Origin of the sequence: Fluviicola sp., assembly GCF_039596395.1 — a bacterium.
Taxonomy (GTDB): Bacteria; Bacteroidota; Bacteroidia; order Flavobacteriales_D; family Crocinitomicaceae; genus Fluviicola.
Genome location: NZ_JBCNJT010000003.1, coordinates 473,425 through 488,261, shown reverse-complemented (window position 1 = coordinate 488,261; position 14,837 = coordinate 473,425). Strand labels below are relative to the sequence as shown.

Genomic DNA, 14,837 nt, shown 5'->3' with positions numbered 1-14,837 from the left:
TTCCGAATGACGAATTCCGAATTGCAGATCGCGAATTGTCTTGGTAGGGATGAAAAAATTTTCGTCTCTACCAAATTCGGAATTAATCCCGTATTTTTCAGTTATGAAATTCAAATTCCCTATGACAAAGCCCCTGCTTGTTCTTTTATTAACGACACTTTCGTTATCCGCTTCCGCGCAGGAAGGCAAAGAATCTGTTTTATATAAAATCATTCTTTCAAAAGACAGTTTGTTATTCAACATCGGTTTCAATACCTGTGATATTTCTCAATTTGAAAAACTAGTGAGTGAAAATTTCGAGTTTTTCCATGATAAATCGGGTGTTTCAGACCGGAAGAAATTCCTGAGCGACCTGAAAAGCGGTTTGTGCAAATCTCCGGAAACCTATCAATCGAGGAGAGAACTGGTCCCGGGAAGTTCGCAGGTTTTTCCTCTTTATACGAACGGGGAATTGTACGGAGCCATCCAACACGGGGAACACCGCTTCTATGAAAAAATGGAAGGAAAACCGGAACAGTATGCAAGTACCGCCAGGTTTACGCACGTTTGGATCATTGAGGACGGGAAATGGAAACTTAAGTCGGGATTGAGTTATGATCACCACAAATAATTTCGAATTTCGAATGCCGAATTGCGAATTATGAACTTCCCGCAACAGATCGAAAAGCACATCTTGATTCAAGCATCACCTGAAAAGATTTGGAGCTATTTAACCAATCCGGAGTTGATGCAGCAATGGATGGGCGATCCGGAAATGAGGATAGAAATTCTTTCCGATTGGAAAGTCGGAGGTCCGTTTGTGATCAAAGGTTTCCATCATGCACCATTTGAGAACCGCGGAACGATCCTGCAATTCGAACCGGGAAAAGCATTTCAATACGAATACCTGAGTTCCCTATCGAACCTGGAAGACGAACCCGAAAATTACACTGTGATCTCGTTTTACCTGGCTCCGAAAGAAGACGGAACTGAATTATGCGTCGAGGCGAGTAACTTTCCGACGGTTGAGATATACAAGCATTGGGAGTTTTACTGGAACGGGACTTTGCAAATTATTAAATGGAGAATTGAAAATTTTTTGAAAAGGAATCGCGAATAATTATTTCTGCGCTCTTCAAAAACAAGTCACGACTCACAACTATTTTGCACTTTTAGGTCGGAATAAAATAAGAAGAAACAATTAACTAACTCTTAATGGAAAACTGTCTCATATTTTTTGCTGATTTTCTTAAAACGGAATTAAAACCTTTCATGAAATCATACGGTTTTAAGACTTCAGGTCAGCATTTTTATCTAGAAACCGACCGGATGATTCAATTTATTTCAATAGAGAAGTCATCCTGGAATATGCCAGATAGTGTTTCATTTTGGTTTAATTGCACCATTTTCGATCAATTAACTCATCACTATTTTCTCAAACATTTTCCGGAATATTCCAAAATTCCTAAAATACCTCACAATACTTCTTTTTCGATTATACAACCGAATGTCAGTGCTTTAAAAGAAGGAACTCCTTACTATTACTCGATAGTTCCGGATACAAATCCTTCTGATTTTAAATCATTGATAATGGATCATCTGGAAAATATATTGATCCCGTTTATTAAGACACTGAAGAGTAATTATGATTTACTGGAAATATACAGAAACCCTCCCGATCAATTCATGGGGCGTACAATTTTTATGACGTTAGCTGAAGGATTTCATGAGATAGAGTTTGGAGATAGAAATGTTGGACTAAAATTAATTCAAGAGTGGATTGATACGGAACGTAAAAGAGGCTATTGGGATGAACTTGTCAAGTTAGTGGAAGAAAAACTAACTACCAATCAATTTTGAATTTGTTATGAAATTAATCTATAGCATTTTATGTATACTTATCTTATTAACTTCGTGTAAAAGCGAGAACACTCCTCTCAACGAAGATTTCCGGGCTATTTGCTTTGTAAGTAATGGCGATGAAATTGAATTGGGAAATGGGATTTATATGAATCCGCCTGTTATCCACTATGTTTTATTCCTCTATCACGATACCATTTTCCAGGTTCAGATCCGTGATAAAAAAAGTACCTGCTCCTATTTAAAATGCCGCAGAAACGGAAAAGACAGTTTGGAGTCCTTATTCAAAGAATACGATGAGACTTCACTGAATGAGCAATTGAAAGTCATGAAGAAAAACGGATATCTCGGAACTTGTTCTCCAGATGGTTATTTTCTTACCCGGAAGAATGAGATACTGAATTTCGGGTTATTCATTTATATGGATTATAATCAGTGGTCGAAACATTATTACTGGAAAGAAATCAAACTGGATCCCGGCCAATTCCCCAAAATCTATCCAACCATTTATCACACACTGAACTCCAAACAATGGGATTATTTTATGAGTGATGATTATTATTACAAGAGCGTTCGAACTATCGGCCGGGGTATCGAATTTATTGCTGACACAAGCCTTAACGGAAAAATGTACTAATTTTTCATCCATAACATTAGAAATGCATGAATAACAAATCAGCTATAGAAAAACTACAGGAAGCCTGGCAACTTGCGACTCTTTTGCACAGCGGGCAAACTTATGGTTCTCCGAATAAAGGGGAACGGATCGAATACATCAACCACATCGGAAGCGTGGTTTTTGAAGTGAGCCATGCATTCAAACACGAAAGCATGCCACAGGAAGAACTGGGAATTTTGTGTGCCGTTCTTCACGATACGATTGAAGATACCGAAGCCACTTTTGAATCCATTCGCGATCAATTCGGCAACGAGGTGGCAGCAGGAGTTTTGGCCCTGACAAAAAATGAGGAGCTTGAAACCAAAGAACTGCAAATGATGGACAGCCTGGAACGCATCAAAAAACAACCCCAGGAAGTTTGGGTCGTTAAAATGGCCGACCGGATCTGCAACCTGTATGCTCCACCTCATTATTGGAACAATGAAAAGAAAGAAAAATACATCGATGAAGCATTGTTGATACATTCGCACCTGAAAGACGGAAATGCTTATTTAGCTCAACGATTATTGGAAAAGATTGAGCGTTACAACGAATTCATTGTTCGCTAAAACACCTCTTTTTTATAAATATCCTGGCAAAATTCTTGCTACCTTCACGTAAAATTTGAGTCATGAAAATCTTTCTTTTTGTTGCCCTTTCGGCTTCTATCTTATTTGGATGTAATACCAGCAAACCGGTTGCTTCCAATGACCAGGTCATCAGTGTGATGCACGGCACCAATTTCGGGCATTGCCGCGGATACTGCAGAAAAGAACTCATTTTCACCGAAAAACAGGTCAACTATGTTGAATCCAGCGTCGACTCAGATAGAAATCCCGCAAAGAAAGAATCGTTCGATATTTCAGCTGCCAGGTGGAAAAGCATTTTGGATAAAATCGATTGGAACAGCTTTAAAGGATTGGAAGAAAGTTATGGTTGCCCCGATTGCGCGGACGGTGGTTCGGAGTACATCGAAATCACGACTTCCAACGGGACTAAACGTGTAACGATCGAATTCAATAAAGAAGCATCTCAATTGGAGCCTTTGCTTTCCGAATTGCGTGCACAACGAAAGGAATTGCTAAAATCAGAATAAATAGTAGGGGCGTAAAATTTTACGCCCCTACTATTTTGAACCGATTTCAAACCTGGTTGTATTCCTTGAAAACCAGCATTATGAAATCAATCCTTATTACAATTGTGAGCCTCGCTGCGGGAATTCAGTTCTCACAAGCACAACCGCTTCACCCGAGTGATGAAGCACGTAAAATCCAAATTGCAATCCTTTTTGATACTTCCGGAAGTATGGACGGTTTGATCGAACAAGCCAAATCCACTATCTGGAAAATTGTCAACATGGCTTCCAAAATGTCTGCCAAAGGAAAATCTCCCCAATTGGAAATCGCGTTATACGATTATGGAAACGACGAGATCAAAACTCCCAACTGGATCCGTAAACGAACAGACCTCATCTCTGACCTGGATTCTATTTCCGGGCAGCTTTTCTCCCTGAAAACCAACGGAGGAACAGAATATTGCGCAGCAGTGATCGAATCGTCCATCAATGACCTGAAATGGTCTGCCAACGATGGCGACCTGCGCCTGATCTATATTGCAGGGAATGAACCTTTCAACCAGGGCCCGATCGATTACAAGAAAATCCTGAAAATTGCAGCAACGAAAGACATTATTGTGAATACTATTTACTGCGGAAATTACGAACAGGGAGTCAAAGAATTCTGGTACGACGGAGCTCAGCAAACGCAGGGTTCGTATTTCAATATCAATTCCAACGATGAGATCCGACACATTGATACTCCATACGACAAAGAAATTATTTCGGTCAATGACTCCTTAAACAAAACCTACATCGGTTACGGAAAAGAGGGAAAATATCGCGCAAACAAACAAGCAAATGAAGACATGAATGCTTCATCCAAAGGATATGCAGTTATGAGCGAACGTGCCGAAGCCAAATCCAAATCGAACTACAAAAATGCCAGCTGGGATTTAGTGGATGGTGTGGACCAGGGCCAAGTGAAGCTCGACAGCATCCGTCCGGAAGATCTTCCGGCTGAATTGAAGGGAAAATCCAAAGAGGAACAAAAGAAGTATATAGACGATAAGAAAGCGGAACGGGTCAAGTACCAAAACAAGATCGGCGAGCTTTCGAAGAAACGGGAAGAATACATCGCAGAGGAAACGAAGAAGATCAACGAATCCAACGCGCAGAAAGACCTTGGATCGGCAATCATTGAATCGTTAGTTGCTACCGCTCAAAAAACAGGATTCACGGTTGAATAAGAGGAAAGTCCCCTGAGTAACACCGGGGGATTTTTTGTTAACCACATACAAACATAGGTCACATAGGTTTTAAATTGTACAAAGTGAGTATAGCAAAATATTTTCTATGTGTGCTATGTAACTATGTGGTTCAATGATCTTCTTTATCTTTATGCTTCCAAGAATACGCCATGATTGAATTCGAAACTGACATCAAAGCACTTGACTACCTGAACTACTGGTTCGTGGAAATCACGCCGGATATACTGGCACAGCTTCCGGGCAGAAAAGAAAAAGGAGATTTCAATCAGCGGCTGCTTGTCACCCTGGATTCCAAAGTGCGTTGGCAGGCCGGAATTTTGGCACTCGGAGAAGGAAGCGGCCTGATTACCGTTCAAAAAGACCGGCTTAAAAAGCTTGGAAAGACTTTGGGCGATTTCGTAACGGTTCAGTTGGAAAAAGACGAATCGGAATTCGGTGTTCCGCTTCCGGAAGAGATCAAAGAATACTGGATCCAGGTGCCGGAATCAAAAGACCGGTTTGATGCACTTACTCCCGGCATGAAACGATACATCCTGAACCATATTTCGACTGCAAAATCGATCGAAAAGCGATTGGAACGGACCCATTCCCTGATGACAAACCTGCTTTTAGCTCCCCAAGGAAAAGAAACATTTCGGTTTCTTCTGGGCAAAGATTAGTTCGCTACTTCTGCTGAATCTATTACATTTGTAATAAAAAAATCGATGCGAGTATATTTAGACAATGCAGCAACTACTCCCCTTGCAAAAGAAGTTGCCGAAGCAATGATCCCCGTTTTACAACATGAATTTGGAAATCCTTCTTCTACGCATTTCTACGGTCGACAGACCAAGGCATTGATTGAAACTTCCCGCCGGTCGATCGCCAAACTACTGAACTGCTCTCCAAACGAATTGATTTTCACTTCAGGAGGAACAGAGGCAGATAACATCGCATTGAATACTGCCGTTTACCAATTGGGAGTCAAACGCATTATCTCAACAACCATTGAGCACCATGCCGTTTGTCATACGATTGAACATCTGGCTGAACGCGAAAATATCGAAGCCTGTTGGCTGAAAGTGGATTCGAAAGGAAATATCGACTTAAACGAACTGGAAACCTATTTGCAGGATGAAAAACCGACTTTGGTTTCTTTGATGCATGCCAATAACGAGATCGGAACATTGACACCGATTGAAAAAGTAAGCGCGCTTTGCAAAAAATACAACGCTTATTTTCATACCGACACCGTTCAGACCATGGGCCATTACGCGTTCGACCTGAATGCATTGGGAATTGACTTCGTGACTTGCGCAGCACACAAATTCCACGGACCGAAAGGAATCGGGTTCCTGTATGCCAACAAACGCATCAAAACGGATATTCTGATCCACGGAGGCGCCCAGGAAAGAGGCTTACGCGGAGGAACCGAAAACGTTTACGGAATTGTGGGACTTGCAAAAGCCATCGAATTGGCTTACAGCGACCTGGAAGAACACCAAACACACGTACAGGGATTGAAAACTTACATGATCGAGCGGTTGAAAGCAACCCTTTCCGATGTGAGTTTCCACGGAGAAATCAGTCCGGAGAAAAGCCTGTACACGGTTTTGAATGTGTGCCTGCCCCCTACTGAAAAATCCGGCATGTTATTGTTCACACTGGATTTGAAAGGTGTGGCTTGTTCAGGCGGATCCGCGTGTTCTTCCGGAGCAGCAAAAGGTTCTCACGTACTGGAAGGTATTCAGGCAGATAACTCCCGTCCGAATGCACGCTTCTCTTTCTCCAGGTATACAACCAAAGAAGAAATTGATTTTGCCATCGAACAACTGGAGGCTATCTACGAGAAAGTACTGGTTTAAACCTTTTTCAAAAAGTGTTATCTTAACAACGAAATTCTCTTTTTGAATGTTATGAAACACTCCTTACTCCTACTGGCCTTGCTGCTCGGTTTTTCAACCCTGAAAGCACAAACTTATTTTCCTCCTTTAACAGGAAACACCTGGTCTACGACAGACCCGGCAACACTAGGCTGGTGCCAGGATTCCATCAATAAAATGTATGACTGGCTCGAAAATTCCGATTCCAAAGCATTTATTGTATTGAAAGACGGGAAGATTGTGCTGGAAAAGTATTTCGGAACATTCACCGCGGATAGTTTTTATGTCTGGAATTCAGCAGGAAAAACCCTGACGGCTTATGCTGTGGGAATTGCGCAACAGCAAGGATTCCTGGATATCGACGACGCAACCAGTGATTATCTGGGAACGGGCTGGACCAGTTTGACTCCCGGGCAAGAAAGCGCCATTACGATCAAACACCAGTTAACGATGACCACCGGTTTGGATGATGGTGTGGCAGATCCCAATTGTACGAATCCTTCCTGTTTGGTTTATGAAGCGGCTCCGGGAACACGCTGGGCGTATCACAACGGTCCTTATACGTTATTGGATTCCGTGATTGAATCTGCAACCGGAATGACTTTAAATGCCTGGGTGAATCAAAAAATTTCCTCCAAAATCGGATTAGTCGGTTTGTACCTGCAAAACGGCTATAACAATGTGTTTGCTTCCAAAGCACGTGGAATGGCACGTTTCGGACTCCTTCTTTCACAAGATGGTTACTGGAATACTACCGCCGTTCTTCCGGATATCACTTACCTGAATGAAATGCGCAACAGCAGTCAGACCTTGAATAATTCCTACGGTTACCTGACCTGGCTAAACGGAAAAGCTTCTTTTATGATTCCGCAGTCGCAATTTGTATTTCCCGGATCACTGTGCCCGAATGCTCCTTCAGACATGTATGCTGCCGAAGGGAAGAACGGCCAGATCATCAATGTAGTTCCGTCGCAGGGATTAGTTTTGGTACGAATGGGAAGCACGATGGGAAACAGCCTGGTGGGAACACAGTATAACGACACGATTTGGCAATACATGAATCATTTAAATTGTGTGGCAGGTGTTGCCGATCAGCAACTGGAAAGCATTCAACTTGCTCCCAATCCGACGAACGGAATCATCTCTGTTTCCGAACTTTCGGGGAATGAAGTATTTGAACTAAAAAACCAGCAGGGACAAGCTGTTCCTTTCCAGCAAACCGGGAATGAAATCTCTTTGAAAAATTTACAGCCGGGAGTTTATTTCCTCACAATCCGTAAAGAAAACCACACAAAAACTTTCCGAGTCCTGCGCAATTAGTGAAAAATGCACTAAATTTAGCCCTATGCCCGGCACGAAAAGACATATTCTTATTATGAGTTCGTGGTTTCCTACACGCGTTGACCCCTACGCTGGAAATTTCGTAGAACGCTTTGCGCACTTGCTTTCCGACACTTACGAAGTGACGGTATTGCATACCATGGGCGACAAAAATTGCAGTTCCATTGAAGTGGATGATCAGCAAACCGACAACTTGCGCATCATCCGGATTTATCACCATATTTCAAAAAACCGGTTTATTCATTGGTGGCTTCAACGAAAAGCCCTGCGAAAAGGTCTTTTGATGCTCGATCACATAGATTTGATCTTTGCACACGTATTTCTCCCGAGAGCGATGCAGTTTGCGCGCGTCCAGCGATACTTTCACGCACCTTTGATCGTGATGGAACACGGTTCCTATTACCGCAAGAAACTGGTGAAAAGCTTTATTTCACTTCACCAGCAACTGATCAAGCGAGGCAGCAGGCATGTGAAAGAAATTGTAGCCGTTTCCAACGTATTGCGAACGGATATGAAACCGCTCTTCCCTACTACCAAAATACAGGTGATTCCCAATTTTGTAGATGAGGAAATCTTTACATTAAGAGAAACGAATCCGGTTCAGCGCAGTAAATTTATTCATATCTCCACACTGGATAAGAATACCAAAAACCCGAACTTTTTATTTGATGGTTTCCTGAATGCCTGGCTCGAATCCGGGAAGAAGATCACTTTGACGGTTGTTTCCGACCAGGATACCGATGAATGGGAAAGATGGGCGAAACTAAACAGCTGCCGCGAAGCAATCCATTTTACCGGTCCGAAGGAATGGGACGAAATCAGCCAGTTATTAAAAGAACACGATGCGCTGATCCTCACATCCGAGTACGAAACATTCAGTATCGTTCTGGCTGAGGCGTGGCTGACCGGAACTCCGGTCATTTCAACTCCTGTGGGAATTGCCGCCAATATGACCGAAGCACTGGGAATTAAAATCGAACACAACAACATTGCAGACCTGAAACACGCCATTCTGGATATGATGAACGGAAAATTCGAATTCGATAAAGAATTTATGCGCTCTTTCGGGATGCAGTTTTCCAAAGAAAGCGTCAAAAAGCAATTGATGGAGTTGTTTAACAAGCACTTTATTATTTATGAATAGTTCAAAAAGTTCCAATGTTCAAAAAGTTTAATTGTTTAAATTATCTTGAAATTTTGAACTATTTTCCCTTTGAACTATTTGAACATTTTTCTCCATGGACAAAAAAGCCCTCTTCGAACAACTTTCGCTTAACATTTCCGGAAAAATAGCCAGCTTGCAGGCAGATATTGCCGATTTGCAGCAAGGCATGACCGATGATAGCAAAAGTTCGGCGGGAGACAAATTCGAAACTGCCCGTGAAATGGCACAGCAGGAATTGGGGAAGCTGAATGTGCAGTTAAGTGAACAGCAACTTCTGAAAAGTTTAATAGACAATCAATCTGTTGAAACGGTTACACAAGTTCAGTTGGGGGCGGTCGTTCAAACCAACAAAGGCCTGTTCCTGGTCGGGATACCAATCGGTAACAGTATGTTTGAAGGAAAACCCATTATCGGGATCGGATTGGGGGCACCGCTTGGTCAGTTACTGCTTCATAAGAAAAAATCAGAGCAGGTTACTTTCAATAATCAGCCGTTTATTATCGAAGCCATTTATTGAAATTAAGCGTACATTTGACCTGCAACAAAATCCTTTTAGCCGGTATTAACCCAATGTTAACTGGCTTCATAATTTGTTTACATAAGCCTCACAATCCAATAATTTTACACTTAATTTAGAATAACGTTATAGCAGTTCCTTTGTGGCAAAATTAAAGCTATGAAGATATTTCTTTCCGTTGTTACATTGTTGATTGCAGGTTTTGCATTTTCGCAGGATAAAAACACCGGAGTAATTCAGGGAAAAGTAATCGATTCCGAAACCGGAGAAGGGCTTCCTTCCGCACAAGTGGAATTGGTTGAGCAAACAAAACGAATTCTGTCTGACATCGAAGGTATTTACAATTTCGACAAACTGGAAAAAGGGACATACTCTATTAAGATTGTGTACGCCGGAATGCCGACCCAAATTGTAAATGGTATCCAGGTTAAGCCGGGAGAAGTTACCAATATTGACGTGGTGATGTCGCCTCCTGCAGAAGACAGTACTTCCATCGGTGAAGTTGTTGTTTCTGCAAAGAGAATTACAGATACGGACCAGGGAGTTGTTTTGGCACAGAAAAACGCGGTGAGCGTTGGCGACGTGATGTCGAGCCAGTCTATCCAGCGTTCTACGGCGAGCAACACCAGTGATGTATTGAAAATGGTGAGCGGTGCCAGTATTCAGGATAATAAATTTGCGGTAATCCGCGGTTTGAACGACCGTTACAACGCTGCGTTCCTGAACGGTTCCCCGCTTCCAAGTTCGGAAAGCGACAGAAAAGCATTCTCTTTTGACATGTTCCCGTCCAACATGCTGGACAACTTAACGATTACCAAATCTGCAACACCGGATCAACCGGCGGAATTTGCAGGTGGTTTGATCCAGATCAACACCAAGAGCATTCCTGAAAAGAACTTCTTCTCTTTCCAGGTAGGAACAGGATATAACACCATTACAACCTTCAAAGACCGCACTTCCTATAAAGGAGGAAAAATGGACTGGTTGGGAATTGACGACGGAACACGCAAAATGCCGGCTGCTATTCCTGCATTCGGAGAATACCCGGGGAACATCCACGAAGAAGCAAAATTGGCAAAAGAAGTATCCGGAAACTGGGGAACGACCGAAAGCAAATTCCTTCCGAATTTAAGCCTTCAGGCTTCCGGCGGACTAAACAAGAAGTTCGGGAAAAGAGAATTCGGTATGATTGCAGCATTGACATACAGCAGAAGCTTCAGCTACAACGAGACTGTACGTAATAGCTACCTGAACAGCAGCGACCCGAATTCAATCCAGGGAACGATCATGGAAAACGATTACCTGGACAAGAATAACGTAACGAATCTATTGGCAGGAGCATTGGCAAATTTCGCTTTCAAGATCAACGAACGGAATACCATCAACTTCAAAAATATCTACAGCATCAACTCATCGGATAAACTGATCAACAGAACGGGAATCAAAGATGCATCCGAGTCTAACCCGATCATGATCCGTTCCAATGCACGTTGGTTCACTTCTGACCGCGTATATTCAGGACAGTTGGAAGGACAGCACGGATTAAGAGCAAAAGGATTCAAATTAAACTGGTTGACAGGATACAGCAACGTAAACCGTTCTATTCCGAACCTGAGCCGTTCGCTTTATTCCCGCAACAGGGACTTTATCGATCCGTCAAACCCGGATTCAAGAGATACAACCTGGACTGCAAACATTTCCCAGTCAAGTGTAGGACCTGGTTACGGTGGTGGTATGTTCTTCTCAGAGAACAAAGAAAGTTCCATTAACGAACGGGTGGATTTCGCTTATTCTACAGACCTGTTCGGGAAATACAAGAGCGAATTCAAGATCGGTGTTTACAACCAGATCCGTAACCGTGAGTTTGCAGCACGCCAGTTGGGATATACGCAATACGGTGTAAGCGGTGGAAATATCCAGTTTGACCAAAGCTTGTTGTACTTGCCGGAAGACCAGATCTTCGCTCCTCAAAACATGGGATTGATTGAAGAAGGTGCAAATGGTAACCCGGGGAAAGGTGGTTTCAAACTGACAGACGGAACAAAACCATCCGACCAGTACACGGCAAGATCCGTATTAAATGCAGCTTACCTGCAATTGGATAACCGTTTCGGACGTTTCCGTTTCATCTACGGACTTCGCGTAGAACACTTCCAGCAAGGATTGACTGCATTGAGAGACAATCTTTCCGAGATTAAAATCAATACGAAAAAACTGGACTTCCTTCCTTCATTGAATGCTGTTTTTGAGGCCAACAAACGAACAAACATCCGTTTGAGCTACTCGCAGACATTGAACAGACCGGAATACCGTGAGCTTGCTCCGTTTGCATTCTACGATTTCACAACCAACTTCGTAGTTTCCGGGAACGATACCTTACAGCGCGCATTGATCCACAATCTGGATTTGAGATACGAAACATTCCCGGGAAGAGGCCAGTTATTCTCTGCAACGATTTTCTACAAGAACTTCATCAACCCGATCGAGCAAAAATCACGTGCTGACGTAACCGGAGAGATCACCTTCCAGAATGTTCCTTCCGCAACGAATTACGGATTGGAATTGGAAGCACGTTCATTGGTATCTACGATCTTCGGTTTGGACACTTCTTCCTTCTTTGACAATCTGACGGTATACTCTAACCTGTCTATTATCCGTTCACAAGTCGACGTTTCAACAGTAGTTGGTAGTATGTCTAGCTCCAGACCGCTTCAGGGACAGTCTCCATACGTTTTCAATGCGGGAATCCGTTACGACAACACACGTAACCAGTGGGGAGTATCGTTGAACATTAACCGAGTGGGACAACGTATCTACATCGTAGGAAACGTAAACGAACCGGATCTATGGGAACAGGCAAGAACTTTCCTGGACCTTCAGATCACGAAAACATTCTGGAAAGGCCGCGCACAATTCAAATTAAACATTCAGAATATCCTTGCACAAAACCAGGTATTCTACCAAAACAATCAAATTGAAAGATCTACTGCAAAAGGAGCAAACGGATTCTTCAACACGATTTTTGTGGGAGATAAAAACAACAACAACGGTTTTGATAAAAACATTGATCAGCAGGTTTGGAAAACAAACTTCGGAAGAACATTCAGTGCTTCTATCAGCTTCAGATTGTAAAAAATATGTAATGATGCCTGAGAGGCCACCCGTGATGCGGGTGGCTTTTCTTTTATATATAAACCCATAGGCGCGCGATTAATCGCGTGTCTACGCCAATGTTAAATTATTGCTACATCACTTAAAATGACCTTAACATTTATTTACGCGAATCGTAACTTAAAAAACAGGATAGAACAAGATTAGTAAATCAATTTTGTACCAAGAAAAAAAACGAAAAATGAAAAAAATTTACTTAAGTGCATTGTTCGCAGGTTTAGGAACTTTCGCAGCATTCGGACAGTTATTCGAAGAAACAACTTATCGTGGTGCGTTTGCTCCGGCTCCAACTCCAATGTGGACTGACGAATGGACAAACTGGAATCCGCAAAACACCGATTACGGAACACCAAACCAAATCATTACTGCAAACATTACATCAAACACTACCTGGACTGCAGGAAATGTTTACTTGTTGCAGGGTCAGATTTACGTGAAGAACAACGCAACGTTGACTATTGAGCCGGGAACGATCATCATGGGTGACAAAGCGGTTCTTGGTTCAGGATTGTTCATTACCAAAGGAGCTAAATTAATGGCTGCAGGTACCAGACAAAATCCAATCGTTTTCACTTCCAACCAACCTGCAGGTTCCCGTGCATTAGGTGACTGGGGAGGAATTATCCTTTTAGGAAAAGGTGCCAACAACCAACCAAATGGTGTAGCAAATATCGAAGGTCTTGCTCCAACTTCAGATACTGAATTCGGTGGTGGAACAACTCCTGACAATGCAGACAACTCAGGTGTATTGACATTCGTACGTATCGAATTCCCAGGATATGCTTACCAAACAGATAAAGAGATCAACGGTTTGACTTTCGGTTCCGTAGGTTCCGGTACAGAAGTTAACTTCGTACAGGTTTCTTTCTCTAATGACGATGCTTTCGAATGGTTCGGTGGAGCTGTAAACGCTAAGCACTTGGTATCTTACAGAAACCTGGATGACGATTTCGATACAGATTTCGGATACTCCGGAAACGTACAGTACGGTTTGATCGTTCGTGACCCGAACATCGCTGACAACCCTGCCATTTCAACTTCTGAAGGTTTCGAATCAGATAACGATGCTACAGGTTCTACAAACATGCCTCAAACAAACGCTACATTCTCTAACGTAACTGCAATCGGACCATTCAGAGGAAACACCGGAAACACAGTTGCTGCTGGTTACCGTCGTGGTGCTCGTATCCGTCGTAACTCTGCTTTGGATATCCGTAACTCTATCTTCATGGATTTCCGTACAGGAGTTCACATTGACGGAACTGCATGTGAGGATAACGCTACAAACGGTTTGATCAAGTACAAAAACAACATCGTTGCAGGAAACACAGCTGGTAAAGTAACTGAGAAAAACGCAGGAAGTACTTTTGATGCTGCTGCATGGTTCGCTGCAAACGATAACGATTCAATCGCTTCTACGGCAGGAATCCTGACTACTCCATATAACTTCCTGTCTCCAGACTACCGTCCGGCTGCAAGTTCTCCACTTTTGAGCGGATCTGACTTCACAGGAATTTTGGGAATCAAAGAAGTTTCAGCTATCGCAGGTGTTGCGTTATACCCTAACCCAACAAACGACAACACGAAATTATTTGTTGACGTAGCTCAAAGCAGCACTATCGAAGTAACTGTATTGAACGCAAACGGACAAGTAATGCAAACAGTAGCTGCCAAGTATGCTGAAGTTGGAACTCACGAGTTCACAATCAACGCTGCTGATTTCGCTCAGGGATTGTACTACGCAGTAGTAAGAACCGGTGACGCAGTTAAGACTGTTAAATTGAGCGTAGTGGAATAAGTTTTCTCTGTTAGTTTAGTTTTATAGCAAGTTAAGGGTTCGTTTCGGCGAGCCCTTTTTCGTTTGAACAAGTTCAACAGATCCAGGTGTTCAAAAAGTTGAAACCCTTGAACTTTTAATCTTTTTAAACTTTTAGACTACCAAATATGGCTATCTTCGTA

The 14,837-nt window shown here is 42.5% G+C and carries 14 protein-coding genes; all 14 read left to right on the top strand.

Going from position 1 to position 14,837, the window contains the following annotated elements:
• The first annotated feature begins 121 nt into the window (after window positions 1-121).
• Complete coding sequence (locus ABDW02_RS17385) at window positions 122-610, top strand: nuclear transport factor 2 family protein (protein ID WP_343636817.1); 489 nt, start codon at window positions 122-124, stop codon at window positions 608-610.
• 30 nt (window positions 611-640) lie between these two features.
• Complete coding sequence (locus ABDW02_RS17380) at window positions 641-1,099, top strand: SRPBCC domain-containing protein (protein WP_343636815.1); 459 nt, start codon at window positions 641-643, stop codon at window positions 1,097-1,099.
• Window positions 1,100-1,194: 95 nt separating this feature from the next.
• Window positions 1,195-1,839, top strand: coding sequence for a DUF4304 domain-containing protein (locus ABDW02_RS17375; protein ID WP_343636813.1), 645 nt, complete (start codon window positions 1,195-1,197; stop codon window positions 1,837-1,839).
• A 7-nt stretch (window positions 1,840-1,846) separates the two neighbouring features.
• Window positions 1,847-2,476, top strand: a complete 630-nt coding sequence (locus ABDW02_RS17370) for a hypothetical protein (RefSeq protein ID WP_343636811.1) — start codon at window positions 1,847-1,849, stop codon at window positions 2,474-2,476.
• Window positions 2,477-2,502: 26 nt separating this feature from the next.
• Entirely contained in the window at window positions 2,503-3,066 is a 564-nt protein-coding gene (locus ABDW02_RS17365; RefSeq protein WP_343636809.1) for an HD domain-containing protein, read from the top strand.
• A gap of 62 nt (window positions 3,067-3,128) precedes the next feature.
• The gene (locus tag ABDW02_RS17360; protein ID WP_343636807.1) at window positions 3,129-3,593 is read left to right on the top strand and encodes a hypothetical protein; all 465 of its coding nucleotides are present in this window, start codon (window positions 3,129-3,131) and stop codon (window positions 3,591-3,593) included.
• A gap of 80 nt (window positions 3,594-3,673) precedes the next feature.
• Window positions 3,674-4,801 (top strand): hypothetical protein, encoded by a 1,128-nt coding sequence (locus ABDW02_RS17355; protein WP_343636805.1) that lies wholly within the window; start codon window positions 3,674-3,676, stop codon window positions 4,799-4,801.
• A gap of 170 nt (window positions 4,802-4,971) precedes the next feature.
• Complete coding sequence (locus tag ABDW02_RS17350; protein WP_343636804.1) at window positions 4,972-5,481, top strand: YdeI/OmpD-associated family protein; 510 nt, start codon at window positions 4,972-4,974, stop codon at window positions 5,479-5,481.
• A gap of 45 nt (window positions 5,482-5,526) precedes the next feature.
• Window positions 5,527-6,666 carry a cysteine desulfurase family protein gene (locus ABDW02_RS17345; RefSeq protein WP_343636802.1) on the top strand — a complete coding sequence of 380 codons (1,140 nt, stop codon included), beginning with the start codon at window positions 5,527-5,529 and terminating at the stop codon, window positions 6,664-6,666.
• Between the two features lie 51 nt (window positions 6,667-6,717).
• On the top strand, window positions 6,718-8,004 hold the full coding sequence (locus ABDW02_RS17340; protein WP_343636800.1) for a serine hydrolase: 1,287 nt from the start codon (window positions 6,718-6,720) through the stop codon (window positions 8,002-8,004).
• Between the two features lie 55 nt (window positions 8,005-8,059).
• Window positions 8,060-9,169 carry a glycosyltransferase family 4 protein gene (locus ABDW02_RS17335; RefSeq protein ID WP_343636798.1) on the top strand — a complete coding sequence of 370 codons (1,110 nt, stop codon included), beginning with the start codon at window positions 8,060-8,062 and terminating at the stop codon, window positions 9,167-9,169.
• 94 nt (window positions 9,170-9,263) lie between these two features.
• On the top strand, window positions 9,264-9,707 hold the full coding sequence (locus ABDW02_RS17330; protein ID WP_343636796.1) for a hypothetical protein: 444 nt from the start codon (window positions 9,264-9,266) through the stop codon (window positions 9,705-9,707).
• A gap of 159 nt (window positions 9,708-9,866) precedes the next feature.
• Window positions 9,867-12,839 carry a TonB-dependent receptor gene (locus ABDW02_RS17325; RefSeq protein WP_343636794.1) on the top strand — a complete coding sequence of 991 codons (2,973 nt, stop codon included), beginning with the start codon at window positions 9,867-9,869 and terminating at the stop codon, window positions 12,837-12,839.
• Window positions 12,840-13,059: 220 nt separating this feature from the next.
• A complete protein-coding gene (locus tag ABDW02_RS17320) occupies window positions 13,060-14,676 on the top strand; it encodes a T9SS type A sorting domain-containing protein (RefSeq protein ID WP_343636792.1) in 1,617 nt (538 codons plus the stop codon).
• Window positions 14,677-14,837: the final 161 nt, after the last annotated feature.

Coding starts and splice junctions, on each gene's coding strand:
- ABDW02_RS17340 (WP_343636800.1), top strand. CDS start 6,718: ATGAAACACTCCTTACTCCTACTGGCCTTGCTGCTCGGTTTTTCAACC.
- ABDW02_RS17375 (WP_343636813.1), top strand. CDS start 1,195: ATGGAAAACTGTCTCATATTTTTTGCTGATTTTCTTAAAACGGAATTA.
- ABDW02_RS17325 (WP_343636794.1), top strand. CDS start 9,867: ATGAAGATATTTCTTTCCGTTGTTACATTGTTGATTGCAGGTTTTGCA.
- ABDW02_RS17360 (WP_343636807.1), top strand. CDS start 3,129: ATGAAAATCTTTCTTTTTGTTGCCCTTTCGGCTTCTATCTTATTTGGA.
- ABDW02_RS17320 (WP_343636792.1), top strand. CDS start 13,060: ATGAAAAAAATTTACTTAAGTGCATTGTTCGCAGGTTTAGGAACTTTC.
- ABDW02_RS17365 (WP_343636809.1), top strand. CDS start 2,503: ATGAATAACAAATCAGCTATAGAAAAACTACAGGAAGCCTGGCAACTT.
- ABDW02_RS17335 (WP_343636798.1), top strand. CDS start 8,060: ATGAGTTCGTGGTTTCCTACACGCGTTGACCCCTACGCTGGAAATTTC.
- ABDW02_RS17355 (WP_343636805.1), top strand. CDS start 3,674: ATGAAATCAATCCTTATTACAATTGTGAGCCTCGCTGCGGGAATTCAG.
- ABDW02_RS17350 (WP_343636804.1), top strand. CDS start 4,972: ATGATTGAATTCGAAACTGACATCAAAGCACTTGACTACCTGAACTAC.
- ABDW02_RS17380 (WP_343636815.1), top strand. CDS start 641: ATGAACTTCCCGCAACAGATCGAAAAGCACATCTTGATTCAAGCATCA.
- ABDW02_RS17345 (WP_343636802.1), top strand. CDS start 5,527: ATGCGAGTATATTTAGACAATGCAGCAACTACTCCCCTTGCAAAAGAA.
- ABDW02_RS17385 (WP_343636817.1), top strand. CDS start 122: ATGACAAAGCCCCTGCTTGTTCTTTTATTAACGACACTTTCGTTATCC.
- ABDW02_RS17330 (WP_343636796.1), top strand. CDS start 9,264: ATGGACAAAAAAGCCCTCTTCGAACAACTTTCGCTTAACATTTCCGGA.
- ABDW02_RS17370 (WP_343636811.1), top strand. CDS start 1,847: ATGAAATTAATCTATAGCATTTTATGTATACTTATCTTATTAACTTCG.